Source organism: Cobetia sp. MMG027 (genome assembly GCF_027947415.1).
Taxonomy (GTDB): domain Bacteria; phylum Pseudomonadota; class Gammaproteobacteria; order Pseudomonadales; family Halomonadaceae; genus Cobetia; species Cobetia marina.
Genome location: NZ_JAQJIO010000001.1, coordinates 43883 through 62538 on the forward strand (window position 1 = coordinate 43883; position 18656 = coordinate 62538).

General features: G+C 63.2%; 21 protein-coding genes. 17 read left to right on the plus strand and 4 right to left on the minus strand.

Translation table 11 applies throughout. The features are described from left to right. Positions 1-31: 31 nt before the first annotated feature. The gene (locus PJK54_RS00175) at positions 32-628 is read left to right on the plus strand and encodes a hypothetical protein (protein WP_271301938.1); all 597 of its coding nucleotides are present in this window, start codon (positions 32-34) and stop codon (positions 626-628) included. Between the two features lie 301 nt (positions 629-929). Further along, positions 930-2132, plus strand: coding sequence for a COX15/CtaA family protein (locus PJK54_RS00180; RefSeq protein WP_271302122.1), 1203 nt, complete (start codon positions 930-932; stop codon positions 2130-2132). A 134-nt stretch (positions 2133-2266) separates the two neighbouring features. Here PJK54_RS00180 and PJK54_RS00185 read toward each other — a convergent pair whose 3' ends face one another. Next, positions 2267-2662, minus strand: coding sequence for a glutaredoxin family protein (locus tag PJK54_RS00185; protein WP_271301939.1), 396 nt, complete (start codon positions 2660-2662; stop codon positions 2267-2269). A 171-nt stretch (positions 2663-2833) separates the two neighbouring features. Next, positions 2834-3853, minus strand: coding sequence for a LysR family transcriptional regulator (locus PJK54_RS00190; RefSeq protein WP_136938225.1), 1020 nt, complete (start codon positions 3851-3853; stop codon positions 2834-2836). 132 nt (positions 3854-3985) lie between these two features. On the opposite strand from PJK54_RS00190, the gene PJK54_RS00195 reads away from it, so the two are divergent. The 6 genes from PJK54_RS00195 to PJK54_RS00220 all read left to right on the plus strand — a co-directional run bounded on the left by PJK54_RS00195 (position 3986) and on the right by PJK54_RS00220 (position 9266). Then, positions 3986-5218 carry a multidrug effflux MFS transporter gene (locus tag PJK54_RS00195; RefSeq protein WP_176502746.1) on the plus strand — a complete coding sequence of 411 codons (1233 nt, stop codon included), beginning with the start codon at positions 3986-3988 and terminating at the stop codon, positions 5216-5218. A gap of 89 nt (positions 5219-5307) precedes the next feature. Next, positions 5308-6219 carry a lipid kinase YegS gene (gene yegS / locus PJK54_RS00200; RefSeq protein ID WP_084209096.1) on the plus strand — a complete coding sequence of 304 codons (912 nt, stop codon included), beginning with the start codon at positions 5308-5310 and terminating at the stop codon, positions 6217-6219. A gap of 142 nt (positions 6220-6361) precedes the next feature. Further along, positions 6362-6799 (plus strand): NfeD family protein, encoded by a 438-nt coding sequence (locus tag PJK54_RS00205; protein ID WP_271301940.1) that lies wholly within the window; start codon positions 6362-6364, stop codon positions 6797-6799. A 103-nt stretch (positions 6800-6902) separates the two neighbouring features. Next, on the plus strand, positions 6903-7928 hold the full coding sequence (locus tag PJK54_RS00210; RefSeq protein WP_077372286.1) for an SPFH domain-containing protein: 1026 nt from the start codon (positions 6903-6905) through the stop codon (positions 7926-7928). Between the two features lie 118 nt (positions 7929-8046). Further along, entirely contained in the window at positions 8047-8505 is a 459-nt protein-coding gene (locus tag PJK54_RS00215) for a nucleoside deaminase (RefSeq protein ID WP_271301941.1), read from the plus strand. Between the two features lie 212 nt (positions 8506-8717). Continuing rightward, positions 8718-9266 carry a hypothetical protein gene (locus PJK54_RS00220; RefSeq protein ID WP_065392582.1) on the plus strand — a complete coding sequence of 183 codons (549 nt, stop codon included), beginning with the start codon at positions 8718-8720 and terminating at the stop codon, positions 9264-9266. Between the two features lie 228 nt (positions 9267-9494). Here PJK54_RS00220 and PJK54_RS00225 read toward each other — a convergent pair whose 3' ends face one another. After that, positions 9495-9698, minus strand: a complete 204-nt coding sequence (locus PJK54_RS00225) for a cold-shock protein (protein ID WP_043335501.1) — start codon at positions 9696-9698, stop codon at positions 9495-9497. A gap of 248 nt (positions 9699-9946) precedes the next feature. Between PJK54_RS00225 and PJK54_RS00230 the strand changes: the two genes are divergently transcribed. The 8 genes from PJK54_RS00230 to PJK54_RS00265 all read left to right on the plus strand — a co-directional run bounded on the left by PJK54_RS00230 (position 9947) and on the right by PJK54_RS00265 (position 15896). After that, entirely contained in the window at positions 9947-10786 is an 840-nt protein-coding gene (locus PJK54_RS00230) for an isopenicillin N synthase family dioxygenase (RefSeq protein ID WP_077372292.1), read from the plus strand. A gap of 169 nt (positions 10787-10955) precedes the next feature. Further along, positions 10956-11360: an NINE protein gene (locus PJK54_RS00235; RefSeq protein ID WP_077372295.1), complete on the plus strand. Its 405-nt coding sequence runs from the start codon at positions 10956-10958 to the stop codon at positions 11358-11360. A gap of 109 nt (positions 11361-11469) precedes the next feature. Next, entirely contained in the window at positions 11470-11895 is a 426-nt protein-coding gene (locus PJK54_RS00240) for a hypothetical protein (RefSeq protein WP_077372298.1), read from the plus strand. Then, positions 11895-12608, plus strand: a complete 714-nt coding sequence (locus PJK54_RS00245; protein ID WP_077373170.1) for a ZIP family metal transporter — start codon at positions 11895-11897, stop codon at positions 12606-12608. The genes PJK54_RS00240 and PJK54_RS00245 overlap by 1 nt, the downstream gene beginning before the upstream one ends. A gap of 97 nt (positions 12609-12705) precedes the next feature. Then, positions 12706-13290, plus strand: a complete 585-nt coding sequence (locus PJK54_RS00250; protein WP_084209094.1) for an exopolysaccharide biosynthesis protein — start codon at positions 12706-12708, stop codon at positions 13288-13290. A gap of 226 nt (positions 13291-13516) precedes the next feature. Continuing rightward, a complete protein-coding gene (locus tag PJK54_RS00255; protein WP_271301942.1) occupies positions 13517-14161 on the plus strand; it encodes a LysE family translocator in 645 nt (214 codons plus the stop codon). A 96-nt stretch (positions 14162-14257) separates the two neighbouring features. Continuing rightward, positions 14258-14794 (plus strand): hypothetical protein, encoded by a 537-nt coding sequence (locus tag PJK54_RS00260; protein ID WP_077372307.1) that lies wholly within the window; start codon positions 14258-14260, stop codon positions 14792-14794. 154 nt (positions 14795-14948) lie between these two features. Continuing rightward, positions 14949-15896 carry a hypothetical protein gene (locus PJK54_RS00265; RefSeq protein WP_077372310.1) on the plus strand — a complete coding sequence of 316 codons (948 nt, stop codon included), beginning with the start codon at positions 14949-14951 and terminating at the stop codon, positions 15894-15896. 110 nt (positions 15897-16006) lie between these two features. Here the strand turns inward: PJK54_RS00265 and PJK54_RS00270 are convergent, their stop codons facing one another. Then, complete coding sequence (locus tag PJK54_RS00270) at positions 16007-18001, minus strand: transglycosylase SLT domain-containing protein (protein WP_271301943.1); 1995 nt, start codon at positions 17999-18001, stop codon at positions 16007-16009. A 221-nt stretch (positions 18002-18222) separates the two neighbouring features. Here PJK54_RS00270 and PJK54_RS00275 point away from each other — a divergent pair, with 221 nt between their 5' ends. Next, positions 18223-18561 (plus strand): YkvA family protein, encoded by a 339-nt coding sequence (locus PJK54_RS00275; RefSeq protein ID WP_077372313.1) that lies wholly within the window; start codon positions 18223-18225, stop codon positions 18559-18561. The last annotated feature ends 95 nt before the right edge of the window (positions 18562-18656 follow it).

Sequence of the window (18656 nt, forward strand, 5' to 3'; positions counted from 1 at the left end):
TCAAGGGACGTCTTGCTCTGGAGGAGGTGGTATGACACACGTGATGCGACAGCGTCTGAAACTCGTGGCATTGCTGGGGCTGCTGTCTGCCCCGTTGCCATTGGCGTGGGCCATGCTGAGTGTGCAGGTGGGGATACCCGAAGGGCGGGTGGCGAACGGCGCCTTGCTGCCGGACGTGATGCCGCTGCAGGACTGGTCACTGGAGTATCTCGTGAGTGCATCAGCCCCGCGACAGCCCGAGGATGACAGTGGCATGCCGCCCAGAGCCGCTCGGGGCGCGGATGAGCAGCGTTTCTGGCTCAGCTGGCCGGAGCCGGGGCGGTCGGAGCTGGCCACGGCGCAGGCCGAACGTTGGTGGCGTCTGCACCGCGCCCTTGGCAAGGAGGCGCCGCGGCTGGGGCGTCTGGTGGTGGCCGAGCAGTCCTTTCAGCATCCCCAAGTACCGGGGGAGCAGCGTGCGCTGGGCCATTGGCCCTCGGCGAATGGCGCCGGGGCCTCGCCACAGCCGTTGCGCTTGATCGACCCACAGGGGCGAGTCGTGGTGGCATATGGCCCCGAGATCACACCGCAGGCCGTCATGAAGGATGTGCGCCGATTGCTCAAGCGCAATCCGGCTGCGCCGCGCTGAGCTGAGCGTGTGATGCGTCGATCACTCGCTCGCCCCTAGCTCTCCAGCAGGGAGATACGCCATGTCTCGCCTTGTCTCGCACCCGCGCTACCCTCTGCGTCCCCGTGTCAGCGCGCGCGCCCGTCAGCGCGGTGCCGCGCTGATACCCCCGCCGCCGTTCCTGCGTCACTCAACCTCTGCCACTTCGCTGACAGGGCATCCTTTGCCTGGGAGTGTGCCGGGAATCACACCGCTGGCCGCTGCTGATGACTCGATGGCCCGGCAGGCAGGCAGTCAGACAGACCTCCTGCGTGTGTGGCGGATGGCTCGGCAGCTGGTCGCCGGCATGCTGGGACTGGTCATTCTCGTGATCGGCCTCGGGGCCTGGACGCGCCTGGTGGATGCCGGCCTGGGATGCCCCGATTGGCCTGGCTGTTATGGCGCCCTGGTGGTGCCGGATGCGCACACGGCAAGCTTGCATAGTCCTCACCACCCGCTGGAGGGCTACAAGGCATGGGCTGAGATGATTCACCGCTATGCGGCGAGCCTGCTCGGGCTGGCGTCACTGGCATTACTCGTGCTGGGCTGGCGTGTCCGGCGGCGTGAGCGCCGCCTGCGGCTCGCCCGGTCGGCGGCAGGCATGCGTCATCGGGCGCTGGACATGGCTACCTGTTTCCCGCTGGCAGGGTGCTGGCTGTTGCTGGCGGCATTGCTGATACAAGGTGCCTTCGGCGCCTTTACCGTCACGCTGAAGCTCTGGCCACAGGTGGTGACGTTGCATCTGTTGGGCGGCCTGGGCGTGGCGAGTCTGCTGCTGTTGCTGTGGTTGTCACTGACGCGACGACTGGCGGCGCGTGACGCGAGAGCAACGCTGCCCAAGGCGGCGGACGATCACGGGCATCGTGTCTTGCGTCAGCCGTGGCTGGCCACGCTGGCAGCGGCACTGTTGCTTGGACAGCTGGCATTGGGAGGCTGGACCTCGAGCAATTATGCCGGACTCGCCTGCGAGGGTTTCCCCACCTGCAATGGCTCGCTATGGCCGGCGATGGATTGGGGAGAGGGCTTCCATCTGTCTCAGGATGTCGGCCCGAGCTATCTGCACGGACAGCTGCATGGGGAGGCGCGTACCGCCATCCATCTGGCGCATCGCGGTGGAGCGGTGTTGCTGGGCGCAGTGCTGCTGATGCTCTACTGGCGCCAGCGGCGTCATGTGCAATCCGGGCATCCCGAGGCCGTCCTTCCATCGCGACCTTCCTCTTCACTGGCACGCCCGCTGGCGAGGCTGGCGGGCAATAGGCGCTTCATGTCCACGGGGACGCTCAATCCCTGGGGCTGGGCGCTGGCAGCCTGGGGGCTGCAGGCTGGGCTGGGGATCGCCAATGTGCTGTGGTGGCTGCCACTGGATCTGGCGCTGGCGCACACCCTGGGGGCCGTCATGCTGACATTGGCGATGGTGTGGGCGATGGATCAGATGCGCCAGGCGGCTCGCCACAAGCGGGCATCCGTCTCGCAGGCGCTGGCCTGATGAGAGGCAGAATGTGGGCAAGACGGTAAGCAGAAGAGAGACACCCAAGCGCGCGTGATCGCGCTCACCAGACCGCAAGAGGCCGCTCATGAGAGCGGCCTCTTGCGGTCTGCGTCGTATCAGCCTTTGTATTGTCAGGCCGCGCTACCGAAGCGCTCCTGCAGGTAGGCATTGATGGTGTCGGATTCGTACATCCACTCTTCGCGACCATCGTCATGGGTGATCAGCAGGCACGGCACCTTGACGCGACCGCCACCCTGTTCGAGGGCCTGGCGGTGAGTGGCGTTGTGCTGGGTGTCGCGCTGCTCGATGTTCAGGTTCAGCTGATGCATGCGTTTGCGCACCTTGATGCAGAACGGGCAGGTCGAGAACTGATACAGCGCCAGCTTGGCCGTCTCGGCGTCCACCTCGGCCTGCTGGGCGGGGCTGCGCTCGAGCGCGCTGCCGCGGGTCAGCTTCTCGCTGAGCAGCATGAAGGGGGCCAGTACCAGTCGCAGAGTGCGGAAGAACAGGCGGATGATGGGGCGCATGGAAATACCTCGTGTACAGGCGGATGGTGATATGAGGTGAGTGCTTGCGCGTCGGGTCAAGCCCTGGTGACGGGCTTGACGACGCTTGCACTGCGCTTGCGATCAGTGCTCTTGATCAGCACCCTCGGTCAGCGCTCGCAAAAGCGGTGGGTTGCAGAGTGTGCGGCCATTCTAGTGTTCGTCGGCGGCTGCGTCTGCCCCATGGGCGTTGCGAATGTGGGTCATCAGCGATTGACGCAGCCAGCGATGGCCCGGGTCCTGCTCGTGGCTGGCATGCCAGATGAGGCGATAACTCAGGGCCGGCAGTTTCAGCGGCAGTTCGCGAATGACCAGTCCGTGTTGCTGGCGGCTGGCCTGGGCGAAGCTTCTGGGTGCGCAGAAGATGAGCTCACTGTGCGCGACGATGCTCAAGGCATCCCGGAAGTCCGGCACCAGTACCTTGATGCGACGCGGAGCACCATGCCGTTCGAGCCGCTCATCCAGCGACCAGCGAGAGCGGCCCTCGCAGGTGGCCTGGACATGATCGAGCGTGGCGAACTCCTCGAGAGTCAGCGGCACCGAACGCTCGAGCAGTGGATGGCCGTCGCGCAGCAACATCACGTGATCATCGCGCCACAGGGTGTGCGAGTGGAAGCCTCTCGGTAGCGCCGGGGGCTCGCTCGGCGTGTCGGTCGGATGGTCGTGTGCCCCGAGGCCGATATCCAGCAGGCCTCTTTCCATCAGATTGAGACAGTCGGCCTGCCAGCGACTGATCTCGAGACTGCCGAGCGGGAGGGCCTGGGTGAGGGCGCGGGTACAGGAGGGCATCAGCGTCGCCCAGGCGCTCTCCAGCACGGCCAGCTGGAAGCGTCGGCGACTGGTGGCGGGCGTGAAGGTCGGCGGTGCGCTGAGATGCTCGAGACGCGAGAGCAGCTCGGCAAGCTCACCCCTGAGCCCGAGCGCACGTGGCGTGGGCCGCAGGCCATGACGCTCTCGAATGAAGAGGGGGTCATCGAACATCGCTCTCAGGCGAGCCAGGCTCTTGCTGACGGCCGACTGGGAAAGGTGCAGTCGGCCCGCGGCCCGCGTGACGCTGCATTCTTCCAGAAGCACCTGCAACACCTGCAGGAGATTGAGGTCCAGGCGCGGATTGAGGGGGCCGGGTGACCGGAGGCCAGCATTGGAGGGAGCATGGCGGGAAGTCGAGGTCATGAATTTCGCCAGTGGAATATCAGGGCTGAAATAATATCATTTTGCAGCATAAGTCACAGGCGCTAGTCTCTGCAGCTTCCGACTCGCTCGCCATTCGCCGCTGAGCTGCCTTCCGACTCCATGAGAGACTCCATGTCCGCGTCTTCCTCCGCTACCGCACGGCCCCTGCCGAGTGCCCGACAACTGCTGCTGCTATTGGTCGGCTGCGTGATGTTCTCGCCGCTGGCGATCGATATCTATCTCCCATCGCTGCCGGCGATGGCGCGCGAGTTTGCGCAGCCCACCGACGTGATGCAGATGACGGTGACCCTGTTTCTCGGTGCGGTGGGGGTCGGCCAGATTCTGGTCGGGCCGCTGACGGACCTCTATGGTCGTCGTCCCGCCTTGCTGGGCGGCGCGCTGGTCTATCTGGCAGGTGCCGTGGTCGCGACGCTGGCCCAGGACATCGGCATGTTGTATGTCGGGCGCATCCTGCAGGGGTTGGGGGCCTGTGCTACCGTCACGGTGGCCTTCGCGGCGGTGCGTGACTGCTATACGCCGGAGCAGGGTGCCAGGATGTACAGCTACCTCAATGGTGCGTTGTGCATCATTCCGGCATTGGCGCCGGTTCTGGGCGGCCTGCTGGCGGTGCAGTTCGGGTGGCGATCCAACTTCCTGTTCATGGGGTTCTTCGCGCTGTGCGTCGGGTCAGCCGCCTGGCGGTTGTTCGCCGAGACGCGCCCCGCCAACACGGTGGTGGAGCGTCCGCTCTACAATTGGGCGCGGTATCGCCCGGTGCTGACCAGCTGGCGCTTCCTGTATCAGGCGCTGGTGGCCATGTCGGCGATGAGTGCGATCCTGCTGTATGTCTCCTCCTCTTCCGAGTTGCTGGTGGAAACGCTGGGCCATTCCGAGCTTGCCTTCAGCGCGATGTTTGGGGGCAACGCCGTGATCAATATCCTGACGTTCTTCTTCGCACCGCGCGTGATCACCCGGCTGGGACGCCAGCCGACGGTTCGGCTGGGACTGGCGATCATCCTGGTCTCCGGGCTGATGCAAGGGGCCGCCATGGCCTGGTTGCCGTTGTCGGCGGCAGCCTTCATGGTGCCGGTGGGAGTGCTGTCAGTCGGTTTCTCGCTGGCCCTGGGCGCCGCTTCCAGTCTGGCGCTGGAAGCCTTCGGTGAGCGTGCCGGTACGGCGGCGGCGCTGTTGGGCAGCATTCAGCTGGGGGGCTCGGCCATCGTGGCCACCGCGCTGCTCAGTACCCCGCTGGCGCCGCAGCAGGGATTGCTCCTGATCAGCGTGGTGATGATTCTTCCCTTGCTGTTGCTGGGCGCGCGCCGTCAGCCGGGGCTTGGCGTCGATGAGACACCTCAGGGCAGCTAACCGATGTGGGCTCGCGTGGGTGGTTCATTCCTGAGGCCTGACGGGAGTATGCTTGTCGCTCGATCCGCATGTCGCCAAGGAGACACCACATGGAATCAGCGGCGCGTGTGCGCGTGATACTCAACGGTGAGAAGGCACAGCAGCCTGAGCTGCGTGATGCCTTGTTCGCCCAGCGTGAGCGCACCCAGGGGTTGGAGATACGTCTGACCTTCGAAGCACAGGATGTCGCGAGGTTGGTGGATGAAGCGATCGCGGAAGGCGTCACACGCCTGATTGCCGGGGGCGGGGATGGCACGCTCAACCTGCTGGCCAATGCGCTGATGACGCATCCACGGGCTCAACGTCCGGAACTGGCCATTCTTCCGCTGGGGACGGCCAATGACCTGGCGACCTCGCTCGGGATACCGCCCGGTATCTCCGAGGCTCTGGCACTGGCCTGTGAAGGGCAATCACGAGCGGTGGATCTGGTGCAGCTCGATGATGCCTACTTCCTCAATGTTGCCTCGGCCGGTTTCGGAGCGGAGGTGACCCGCTCGACCCCGGCCGGACTCAAGAAGCTGTTCGGGGGTGGGGCCTATTCGCTGATGGGCGTGCTCAAGGCGTGGGATTTCCGTCCCTATCGAGGACGTCTCACGCTCGATGGGGTCGAGGAAGAGCTTGCGCTGTTCGTGCTGGCCATCGGTAATGGTCGGCAGGCCGGTGGCGGGCAGGAGCTGGCGCCACGGGCCTTGCTCGATGATGCCGGTTTCGATGTGCTGGTGATTCGTGATTTCCCCATCGCGCGCATCGGTGAGGTGGTGGAAGAGTTGGAATCCCTGCCTGAGAACGGTCATTTCGTGCGTTATGTGCGTACCGATACGCTGCGCTATCGAGGGGAGCCGCTGCCGGTCAATCTGGACGGCGAGAGTCATCTGATCGAGGACAGCGAGTTCAGTATCGCGCCACAGGCACTGCAACTGGTGGCGCCGGCGGATACCGAGCTGTTGCAGGCGAATCGCTAGCGCTCCTCTCATCATCGATGCCAGTCTGGTACACGAGCGCAGTCTGAGGTTTACTCGGGCTGCGCTCGTGGCATTTTCAGCACGAGATTTCTTCAGTCTCTTGACCGCAATGGACGAGAGAAACGCTTGGGAGAACGATGGCATGACAGGTGTGGCAGCGTGGCATCTCTGGGTCATTCTCGGGTTGATTCTGGCGGGGCTTGAGTTGCTGGGAGCGCAATTCGTGCTGCTGGCGTTGGGGGTCAGTGCGCTGAGTGGCGCTCTGGCATCCGTTCTCGGGGCGGGGCTCAACGTCCAGCTGATCAGCGTGGCGATCACGGCGCTGGTGGTCGTGCCGTTGTTCGTCCGCAAGATCCATCCCTATCTGTTGCCCAAGACGCCCTACGGTACCCTGGGCAGTGGCGCGGAGACCGGCCAGCTGGTCAAGGTGATCATCGGCAACGGCGGCAAACTTGCCGTGCGCGTGTCAGGCAATGAGTATCCGCTACGCTGGGAGGGGGAGACGAAGCCGGCAGCGGGGGACACGGTCAGGATCCTCAGCGTCGAAGGCATCACGCTCTGCGTGGAGCGCGTCGAGTAATCTGTCTCAAGGTCCGCCTCGCCGTCCTGGCGGTCGGGCAAGTGGTGATATCACCATTCATTCGGGCGGCAGGAAGCTGCCCAGTTCAAGGGAGTTGAGCAACATGATCATCAGTCCGGGTCTCATCATCATTCTCTTCATCGTGGCGCTTGTCGTCATTCTGCTGGCCAAGGGATTGATGATCGTCCAGCAGTCCGAAGCCGTCGTGATCGAACGGCTCGGCAGCTACAGCCGTACTCTGGAATCCGGTATCAATCTGGTCGTGCCTTTCATCGACAAGCCGCGCTCGATTACCATTCGCCGCTATCGCCAGATCAAGGGCGACAACCTGCCGCTTGTGGTCGAGGAGACGCGCATCGACCGTCGTGAGACGGTGATGGACTTTCCGGGACAAAGCGTGGTGACGACGGACAACGTGACGGTGACCGTCAATGGCGCTCTCTATTTCCAGATCGTCGACCCCAAGCGCGCGGTCTATGAAGTGGAGAACTTCACCCAGGCCATCGAGGTGCTCGCCAAGACCAGCCTGCGTTCCGAGATCGGACGAATGGAGCTCGACAAGCTGTTCGAGAGTCGCAAGGAAGTGAATGATGCCTTGCAGGTCACCATGGATGAGGTCGGTGACAAGTGGGGCGTCAAGGTCACCCGAGTCGAGATCCAGGACATCAGCATGCCCGATGAAGTCGAGGATGCGATGCGTCTGCAGATGGCGGCCGAGCGCCGGCGTCGTGCCACCGTCACCGAGGCCAATGGTCAGCGCGAGGCGGCCATCGCCACGGCGGAAGGTGAGAAGCAGTCCGCGGTGTTGCGCGCCGAGGGCGACAAGCAGGCCTCCATCCTGCGTGCCGAGGGTGAGCGCCAGGCCATCTACCAGCTGCGTGATGCCATCGGGGCGGAAGATCCGCAACTGGTGGTGGGCTACATGCTGGGACAGAAATACCTGCAGATGCTGCCGGACATGGCCCGTGACGGTGATCGAGTCTTCATCCCCTATGAAGCCTCGGCGCTGCTCGGTGCGATGGGCAGCTTCCGCGAGCTTGCCAATGAAGTCGGTGAGCCCACCAATGCCGGCAATGAAGGGCTGAGACGAGCCCGTCAGATGATGACAGGGGAAGCGGGACTCGGGTGATGCTCGCCGTTCACGCCAGGTTCGCTCACAGGGGCGTGCCTGCAGGGTGGCCTCCCCATGTCGTCATCGCCGATGTTTCATGACTGAACCCCCTTACTGAATATTCAGGAGCAAGACCATGTCAGCGCAGACTCAGGATCACCAAGGTTTCCTGCAAGCGGCCATCGAGGAGGCCGAGAAGGGCCATGCCACAGGTGGCGTACCGATCGGCTCGGTACTGGTCCACGATGGCAAGATCATCGGGCGTGGCCACAACCAGCGTCAGCAGAAGGGCAGCACGGTACTGCACGGTGAGATGGATGCGCTGGAGAATGCCGGACGTCTGCCGGCGAAGGTCTATCGCGAGTGCGTGCTCTACACTACCTTGTCCCCGTGCCCGATGTGCAGTGGCGCCATCCAGCTCTACGGGATTCCCCATGTCGTCGTGGGGGAGAACAGGACCTTCATGGGCGCGGAAGACCATCTGCGCGCTCAAGGCGTCAAGGTGGACGTCGTGGACAATGCGCGTTGTCGGGAGCTGATGGAGACATTCATCCGCGAACAGCCGGAAGTATGGAACGAAGATATCGGAGAGTGATCAGAGAGTCGTCAGAGAAAAGAAATGGTGTTCGTTAACATTTTCATGCTACTGAAAGGGCGATTTGCTTGAAAAGCTGCCAAGCGAGCACCATGTTGAAGTCATCCAAGCGTTTGAACACGCTTTCGCTTGCATGAATACTCGACCTTTGTTGCAATGCTTTGCGCAGGAAACAAGGGGCTGATGACTCCCCACCTATCAAGGAGAAGACGATGAAGCTCAAGCAATGGATGATTCCCGCACTGGCCGCTGGCCTGTCCCTGGCCATCGCCGGTTGTGACAATGGCGATACCGACAAGGCCGCCCAGCAAGCCGAGACGTCTGCAGAGCAAAGCGCAGAGCAGGCTGAGCAGAGTGCCGATCAGGCTGCTGAAGCCGCTGCTGCCGAGATGGACCAGGCTGCAGATGAAGCTGCTGCTGAAATGGACGACGCGGCTGACAAGGCTGACAACATGGCCGATGACGCAGCGCAGTCCGCTGACGCCATGGGTGACGAAGCTGCCGCCGAGAGCGATGATGCCCTCGATGCGACCAAGAACGCCGCCAGCGAGACTTACGAGTCCGCCAAGCAGGGTGTGAACGATGCCGCTGACGCCACCGCCGATGCTGCCAAGAACGCCTACGACTCCACCAAGGAGCAGGCTGCTGAACTGACCAACTCCGCTGAACAGCAGGGTGATGACGCTGCGGCGGAAGCCAACGCCGAGATCAATGAAGCTCAGAAGGCGGCCAACGAATCCGTTGATGACGCTCAGCAGTGATCGTTTGAGGCAATGCCATCACTCACGTGAGTGAATGTCCTGCCTGCAACGCCGCGGCCCCGTGCTGCGGCGTTGTGCGTCTTGCTCTCATGCCGTCCTGAAGCGATGTAGTGCCATCGCTCTGGCGGAGGCAGCGGACACAGAAACGCCCGCCAATAGGCGGGCGTTTCTGTGTCTTGCCATCATCAGGCCACCGATGAGGGTGGACTGACCGGAGTGATCAGATGATCAGACCGGCTTGATGTTTGCGGCCTGAAGGCCTTTCTTGCCCTGGGTGACGTCGAAGGAAACCTTCTGGCCATCCTGCAGGGACTTGAAGCCTTCTGCCTGAATTTCAGAGAAGTGCGCGAACAGGTCGTCGCCGCCGTCGTCCGGAGAAATGAAGCCGAAACCTTTGGTGTCGTTAAACCACTTGACTGTGCCAGTTGCCATGATTCTTTCCTTGCTTACGTGATGATGTTGGTGGTCTGCCCATCAGACCGGATTGCGTTGGTGCGGCTAGGGGGAATTCCACCAGAGAGACGCGTTACGTCCTGCGACGACATCCTTTCCTGCTTGACCTACGCCTGCAGTAGAAACTGCACATGTTCGCATCTTGACCGAATAGTCAGTCGTCGTATTGGCGACGTCTGCCTGCTCAAGTAGGATGCGTACACAGAGCCAACATAGATGGAAATGCCATGAAGGTCCAGAACGTAGATTACCGCTCGGCCGATGCTGCCGAAAAATTTGTCGAATCCCTGCGCACGACAGGCTTCGGCGTGATTCGCAATCATCCGATTTCTCATGAATTGGTCGAGAAGATCTACGCTGAATGGGCGGAATTCTTCGCGAGTGCCGACAAGCTGGAGTGGCGCTACGACCCGAAGACCCAGGATGGTCTCTTCCCGGCGGATGTCTCCGAGACCGCCAAGGGACATACGGCGCGGGACCTCAAGGAGTACTACCACATCTATCCGTGGGGAAAGATTCCGGACAGCCTGCGCGAGAATGCCATGGAGTACTACCGTCAGGCAGAAGCCTTCGCCGCGGAGCTCCTGAGCTGGGTGGAAGCGCATTCGCCCGCTGAAGTGGCCGAGCTCTATCGTGAGCCGCTCTCCAACATGATCAAGGACAGTGGGCAGACGCTCTTGCGCGTCCTGCACTATCCGCCGATGACCGGTTCGGAAGAGCCGGGTGCCGTGCGTGCCGCTGCCCATGAGGACATCAACCTGCTGACCGTGCTGCCTGCCGCCAATGAGCCGGGGCTGCAGGTGATGGATGTCGATGGTGAATGGATGGACGTGCCCTGTGATCCGGGTCAGCTGGTCATCAATGTCGGCGACATGCTCCAGGAAGCCAGTGGCGGCTATTTCCCGTCCACCACGCATCGCGTGATCAATCCGACGGGGGAAGGGTGCAGTCAGTCGCGTCTGTCCCTGCCGCTGTTCCTGCATCCGCGTCCACAAGTGGTGCTGTCTGACAAGCACACCGCGGATTCCTATCTCAAGGAACGTCTGCGCGAACTGGGCGTGATCTAGGCTTCGGTGACGACACGACAGGCTTCAACGCCACCCGCGCGGCTGCGTGGGTGGCGTTGTCGCGTCTGGACAGGGCTTGCGGGCACGAGAGGCTTGATTCCCGCCCGCCAAGACCGCATTGACTGTATTCGCAATCATGATCTGCCGTTTCACGGCTAAGGCTTTACAGATGACCGCATCGCCCGTCGTACAGGACACGCACTCCAAGACCATGGGCTATCTGCTGTGGATCTTCGGTTTCCTCGGCGCCCATCGTTTCTACTATGGCAAACCGGTCACCGGCACCATCTGGCTGTTCACCTTCGGCCTGCTGGGGATCGGCTGGCTGATCGACCTGTTCCTGATTCCCGCCATGGACCGCGAGGCGGATTTCCGCTTTCGTGAAGGGCCAATCAACTACTCGTTGAGCTGGATTCTGCTCACCTTCCTGGGCGTATTCGGCGTCCACCGCATGTACATGGGCAAGTGGCTGACCGGGCTGATCTATCTGTGTACCGGTGGGCTGTTCTTCATCGGCGTGCTCTATGATTTCTGGACGCTCAACGAGCAGATCTCCCAGGAACAGGCCCGCTGATCCACCTTCGGCAAGCGTCAGTGCCGTATCGGTCCCGGGAGGTGGCTCCGGGACTGTCCGGACGCCGCCGACCTTCAGTGCAGGCGGCCTCAATCACAAGGATGTTCACATGATCTGGCTCAAGGCTTTCGTGGCGGCTTTTCTGGCGACCCTGATCTTCCATCAGGGGCTGTTCGGGCTCTTCTATCTGGCCGATATCCTGCCCAAGGCGCCCTACAACATGACCCCTGCCGGGCCGCTGGGCGTTCCGTCAGTGCTCTCGCTGGCCTTCTGGGGCGGGCTATGGGGACTGCCGCTATGGGCGCTGGTACGCCGCAGCACCGGCATGAGCCACTGGCTGATCAGTCTGGCATTCGGTGCCGTCGGTCCGACGGCAGTGGCCATGCTGGTCGTCTTCCCGCTCAAGGGCATCGCCGTGGTGCCGATGATGATCATCGGCGGCCTGATTCTCAATGGTGCCTGGGGGCTCGGTACCAGCCTGCTGATGCGCGTGCTGGGTGAACGTCCGGCCCCTGGTGGCCGCCCGGCAGCATGATGGCAGACCTCCCCTGGGAAATGTTGGCGATGGCCTGGGCGGCCGGGTTGTGCATCCCGCTGGGCGGGGTGATCGCGCAACTGGAGCGTAGCCACGAAACCCACGTCAAGCGCAGCTGGTTGGCTGGCATCACGGCGCTGGGGGGAGGCATCCTGCTGGCAGCGGTCGCGTTGGTGCTGGTGCCTCGCGCCATGGAATCCCTGTCCGTCCTGCCTCTGCTCGGGCTGTTTCTGCTCGGGGCGCTCGTCTTCATGCAGCTGGATCGCTGGCTGGCCCGCAGCGGCGACGCCAGGGGACAGCTGCTGGCGATGTTGATGGACTTCATCCCCGAGGCGATCGCTCTCGGGGCCCTGGCATCCGCCTCACCTGCGGCGGCCATGCTGATGGCGCTGTTCATCGCCGTGCAGAACCTGCCAGAAGGTTTCAATGCCTATCGGGAGCTGGAAGGCGCTGGCCTCACCGCGCGACAGGGACTGGGCGCCTTCCTGCTGCTGTCATTGCTCGGTCCGCTGGCGGCCTTCTCCGGCCATCTGTGGTTGGCGGATGCCCCCCGGTTGCTGGGCGGGCTGATGGCCTTCGCGGCGGGAGGTATCCTATATCTGATCTTTCAGGACATCGCCCCCCAGGCGCGAGTGGTGCATCACTGGTCTCCACCGCTGGGGGCCACGCTGGGATTCATGATCGGCATGCTCGGTGAACGTCTGGTCGGCTGATGGCAGGCGATCCGCTTGCCGATAGCAGGACTGACCGACATCGGTATTGCCATGTGTCTGCTCTTTCTTCCCTGTCACGTCTCACCACGGATATCTCATGAGCGAACACGCCAAGGACAGCGGTCTCACCGCATTGCTGGAAGAGCTGGACCGCGAGATAGAAGGCGACATCTCGCTGGGTGCCATACTGGAACATTTCAATTCACGCGGCTTCGGCCCCTTGCTGGTGTTGCCGGCGCTGCTGGTTCTGCTGCCGACCGGGGCCATTCCGGGCGTGCCGACTACCTGTGCGCTGTTCATCGGGCTGATCGCCTTCCAGCTGTTGCTGGGCCATCGCACTCCCTGGTTGCCCAGACGGCTGGCCAGCTTCAGTTTCGAGCATGAGCGCCTCACCCATGGCGTGCAGCGAGCGCGTCCCTGGACACGGCGCATCGACCGATTGCTAAAGCCGCGGCTCGGTTTCATGACACGTGGCATCGCCTATCGTCTGATCGCTGCACTGGCCATTCTGCTGGCGGCCACCATGGTGCCGCTGGAGCTGGTGCCGTTTGCCTCGGCACTGCCCGCCGCGACGCTGTTGCTGCTCGGGCTGGGGCTGATCGGTGAGGATGGCGTCGTCATTCTGCTGGCATTGGCGGTGCTGCTTGCCGATGTGGTGGCGGGATTGTGGCTGGTCGGTTGAAGCCCTGCGGCGCCTCGGCGCCCGGGGCGCCTCCCTCGAAGGCATGAGCGAGTCTCAGTGGAAGGGATCACGCCGAGGTGGGGGCGAGGGCGGCAGTTGAGCGACGAGGATGGGCTGGCGGTCTGAAGGTTGTCAGCGATGACTTTTCAGGCTCGCATCCCTCGCTTAGACTGGACATCCGTTCATGCCGCAGGGCGTGGAGAAGTCCGTCACAAGGATATGCGGCATGTTTGACTTCATTCAGTTCGATACCGCGTTCTGGTCATTCGTGGTGGCCATCACGCTGCTCACCGTGACCCCCGGAGTGGACACCCTGCTGGTGATTCGCAACACCCTGCGTGGCGGCCTGCGCGACGGGGTGCTCACCAGTGTTGCCATCTGTGCCGGACTCTTCGTGCATGCCCTGGTGTCGTCGGCGGGGATCTCGCTGATTCTTCTGCAATCCGCCTGGGCCTTCTCGGCACTCAAGCTGGTCGGTGCTACCTATCTCGTATGGCTGGGGATCAAGAGTCTGCTCAGTGCGCGCCGCACTCGCGGGCTGGATATCCAGGCCGATGTCGCGCGTCAGCGAGTCTCTCTCTGGCAACCGTTGCGCGAAGGCTTCCTCTCCAACGTGCTCAACCCCAAGACCGTCGTCTTCTATATGGCGTTCCTGCCGCAGTTCATCGCACCGACCGACCCGGCCATTCTCAAGTCGCTGTGGCTGGCAGGTGTCCACTTCGTGATCGCCAACCTGTGGCAGATCGGTGTGGCGGTGATGGTGGGCGGTGCCGGGCGCTGGCTGGCTCGACCCCGTGTCGCCAGCTGGATGGAAGGCATCACCGGCACCGTGATGGTGGCACTCGGCGCGCGCCTGGCCCTGAGCCGCTGACGGCGGCGTCTGACATCTGCACGCGGCCCTTTGCGGGCACTAGAGCACTCATTGCGACGGAGAAGCCGGGGATGAACGCCTTATCCCTCACGCCACATGGATCCTGCTACGCTGACCCTTGCCTCCTTCCTCAAGATCGTGACCCATCTTGAGTCTCGTGATATCAGCGATGTCTACGATTCGCGTGTCCAGCAGGTACAGGTGCTCTATCACGGCTACACCGTCGACTTCCGTCATCAGTTGTGGCGTATCCAGGAGGAGTCGGTGTGTGCTCGGCTGAGCAAGACCGGCAGCGCGGCGGAGCAACGTGATTGCTCACGCATGGCCAGCCGTCTGTTCGTCGAGACCTGTCACGCCCTGCAGCAGAGGGGGCGTGCTGCCCATCTCGACACTCGCACCATGTATTGCAAGGCGGCCGCCACCTACAAGCCCCTGCGCGACCCCTATGCCGGGATGACACCTGCCCAGCGTGAGGCGCGCAAGGCGCTGGAAGCTGCCCAGAAACGTGCGGAACGCGCCTGCAATCGTTATGTGCTGGATGCGCTGTCGAGCAACTCACTTGAGGTGCTGCGTCTGCGTCAGCGTTACTGTCGTGAAAGTGAGCGTCTGTCCTCGCGACTCAAGGGCCCTTGAGTCCGGACGCTCACCGCTGTTGCGTGGCCGGCCGAGTGTGGAAAGGCCGCGTGAGTGGATGAGGTATGCTGTCGTGAAGATCACGATGGTTCGTGTCGTCATTACATCAAGACCGGCCGCACGTCAGGCTGGCAGAAGCAGGGAATGCTAACCAATGAGTCCTTCCTACACCTTGCGTCGCCGGCTGGCCGGGGCGGGTATCGTCGTCTTGCTGCTCGTGGGGCTGGCGGCCTGGCTGTTTGCCTTCGAAGAGGGGCGCTGGGTGGGCCGTGTCACGTCCCGGCCTGAGACCTTGAACCTGGAAGCCGTCGAACAGGGCAATCTTCCGGTCAATCAGTTCGTGTCGCTACGCGATCACTGGGCCGTCTATCGCGAACATGCCGAGACCTTTCGTCTGGATGCGGCTGCCGAAGGTGGGCAGCGAATCGAGACGCTCTATTACCCGGTGATCTCGGACATGAACCCCTATCTGCTGGAGCTGGCAGGATTGTCACGCGCCTTCGGTGGCATCGATGGCATTCCCTCGGACGAGTGGCCGCGCATCGAGCGCATGGGCGTGCTGGTGCGTACCGATTCCGTCCAGAGCCTGAAGAACGTCCCGCCGCTCATCGAGTTCCCGGATGGCCTGTTCGGTACCGTGCTGCATGCCGAGACCGACCTCCCCGGAGACGAGCGCGCCCTGTTGAGTGAACGCTGGCCGGACATCGACCTGTCGCGGGTGATCATCATCAATGCGGGCCATCGTCCCGGCAATGTCTGGAGCATGATCGCCTACGGGCTGCTGGGGAGCGTCAGCTGGGCAGGGGGGCTGATACTGGCCTGGCGCCTGTGGCGCCGCCCTCGCGTCAGCCATTCGGCTCGTCACTCGGATGGGGCTCGCCAGACACCCCATGAGACCCCGTCCTCGACATATCCCGCGAATCCCTCTCTCGCCCGCAAGGACGAGAACCGGAAGGGCAGTCAGCGCGACAGCGGTGATGGGCGTCCGCTGAGCTATGCCGAGGCGCTGAATCGCTACGCTCCCCAGCATGAGGAAGCTCCCCGACAGGGTGACGGCCAGACGCCACCGCTATCGGGAATCCATGCCCGACGCGATGATTGAGCCGTAGCGGAGACGCACGACGACAACGCCAGCCCTGAGGCTGGCGTTGTCGTGTGTGACGTCACGAGTGGTCTGTCAGCGCGTGCGCTGGACGTTCGGCATGATTCTCTTCAGCGGCGGTCCACCAGCGCGGTGGTGTAGGGCTGATTGACCTCGCGCTCACTGACCACTCTGACGCCGTCGCTCGTGCCCTTGGCCAGCGACTCGAAGATGACGCGATACGCCAGTACTGCCTTGACGTACTCACGGGTTTCCTTGAAGGGAATGCGCTCGACGAAGCGGTCATATTCGCGCGGGGTATCGGCCAGCCAGCGATCCACGCGGCCCGGGCCTGCGTTGTAGGCCGCCGCTGCCGCAAGGCGATTGCCGGAGTAGCGGTCCAGCATCTCGCGGATATAGGTGCTGCCGAGGCGGATGTTGGTGTCCGGGTCACCGAGCGCGGCATGGCTGGGCGTGGCAAGCCCCAGGTCACGACTGACCTTGGCCGCCGTGCCCGGCATCAGCTGCATCAGCCCACGGGCACCCACGGGCGAGGTGGCGGTAGGATTGAAGGCGCTCTCGCGACGCGCCAGTGCCATCAGCATCCAGGGGTCCACGCCGGCGTTGGCCCCATAGCGCTGGAAGTCCTGCTGCCAGGCGGGCGGGAAGCGCCAGGACAGGCCATCCCACAGCTTGCCGCGAATGGTCGCGAACACGGTCAGGTCATACCACTGCTGCTTGAGGGCGTAAGCCGCCAGGCGACGCGCGCCGGCGTCATCGGCCTGACTCACGGCATTGAACCATTCCGAACGCGCCAGACCGATCTCATCGATCTCCATCAGCGCCCTGACACGCCTGACGGCCGGGGTGCGGGCAATCTCTGCCAGTTGCGCATCATCGAAGGTCTGGTCATCGCGATTGAGCGAATAGGCCTTGCCGATCCGGTCCGAGGCGAGGAAACCATAGAAGTTGCGTTCGCCACTGGCGCGTGCCCAGGCGGCGCGTGCCTCATCCCGGCGTCCCAGGCTGTCATCCGCACGGCCCAGCCAGTACTGATAACGGGCTTCGCCACTGAAGCGTTCCGGCATCTTGAGGACCCATTCGCGTACCTCGCCCCAGGCGCCATCGCGAATGGCATTGCGCATGCGCAGGTCGAACAGCTCCTCATCATCGAGCATGGCCAGGCGCTCATCCACCCAGCCCTGGTTGTTGGGAATGTCACGCACCAGGGAATACCAGGCCAGATCACGCTCGACCTCATGACGCTGCTCATCGCTCAGCGGCATGTGCGGGCTGACCTTGCGCCAGGCCTCCAGGGCTGCCTCGGTATCCGCGCGCACGAAGCCATGCATGGCAGCGACACTGAGCGCGGCAAAGGCATGCCCACCGTGACCCAGATCGGTCGGAATCCGGGTAATGGCGGCAAAGTTGCCGTCCAGCTGCTCACGTGCGGCGATGGCCTGCTGCCAGTTGCCCGACAGCTGGCGTTCCAGGTAGCTGACCATGCTGCCCTGACCGGCGGCCCAGGCGAGCATCATGCGTTCCCAGACGGCCTGATCATCGATCACGTCACGTTCGCGCAGCGTCGAGAACAGCGGGTCACAGGCGGAATCCTGCGAGCCCGAGACATGCCAGAGTTTCAGGCCGCCTTGCGAGGCGCTGGCGAAATCATTGTTCAGCTGTGCCGTGTAGTAATGGCACTGACGGCTAGCGCCGGCCGGCACGCCATCGCTGACCTCGAGCAAAGCATCATGGCGTCCGGTGCGCCCGTAGGCCGAGATGGCCTGGCCGCGCATCCACTCCGCCAGGGGGGAATCGGCGTGACGCTCCATGAAGGACAGGACTTCCGCCGGCGTTGCGTAGGGCAGGCGTGCCTTGAGCTGGTGATATTCGATATAGCCTTCCAGCACATGGCCGTTGACGGCGACCTGCTGGATATCCTGGAAGCGCTTGGCTCGGGCATCCTCCAGCGCAGCGCGGAAGCTCTGATCACTGGGGGTGGCCGCTTGCAGCGGCAGGCTGAGGCCCAGCAGCAGACCCAGGCTTGTCAAATGGCGCAACGATGTGAGGCGGCGCATGGCGCGGGCGCCGCGGCCCGGTGGGGATACGAACTTGCCTAGTGTCACCTGGAGACTCCTGCGATGAACGAGGTGAAGAGGGCTGAGGCGTCGCCCGCATCTTGCGTAGACGCCCCAGTGCCCCGATGTCGTGTATCAGGGGTTGCAGAGATAGCACCCATTGAGGGCTATCGTGGCAGCCGATGACGAGGAATGACAGTGTCGATGGATGCTGACAGTCACAATACATGCAATACCTGCGATACAGGCAATGTACGAGGAGTGTTCCCATGGGCAAGGCAATGTGGTTGACCCGCCTGTTTGGTCGCCGACACGTATTGGGCAAGGCCGGCGCGGCATTGCGTACACTCGTTCCGCTGTGCCGTGACGTGATCAGTGGACGTTATCGTCCGGTGCCGTGGAAGGCGCTGGGACTGGCCGCAGGTGCGTTGCTCTATCTGGTCTCGCCGCTGGACCTGATCCCCGACATGCTGGTGGGGCTGGGGATTCTGGATGATCTGGTGATCGTGACCTGGTTGCTCGGCAAGCTCGATGATGCGCTGGCCGACTATCGCCTGTGGCGCGGCGAGGTCCCTGACCCCGAGCCTTCCGATCCCTCGGCACCCTGACGGCGCTGGCGGATCATGCGGTGGCAGGGCACTGCCCATTGGCCGCATGGCGGCGATGGGGATCACCTGTCATGCTCGTGAGGGATCATCAAACA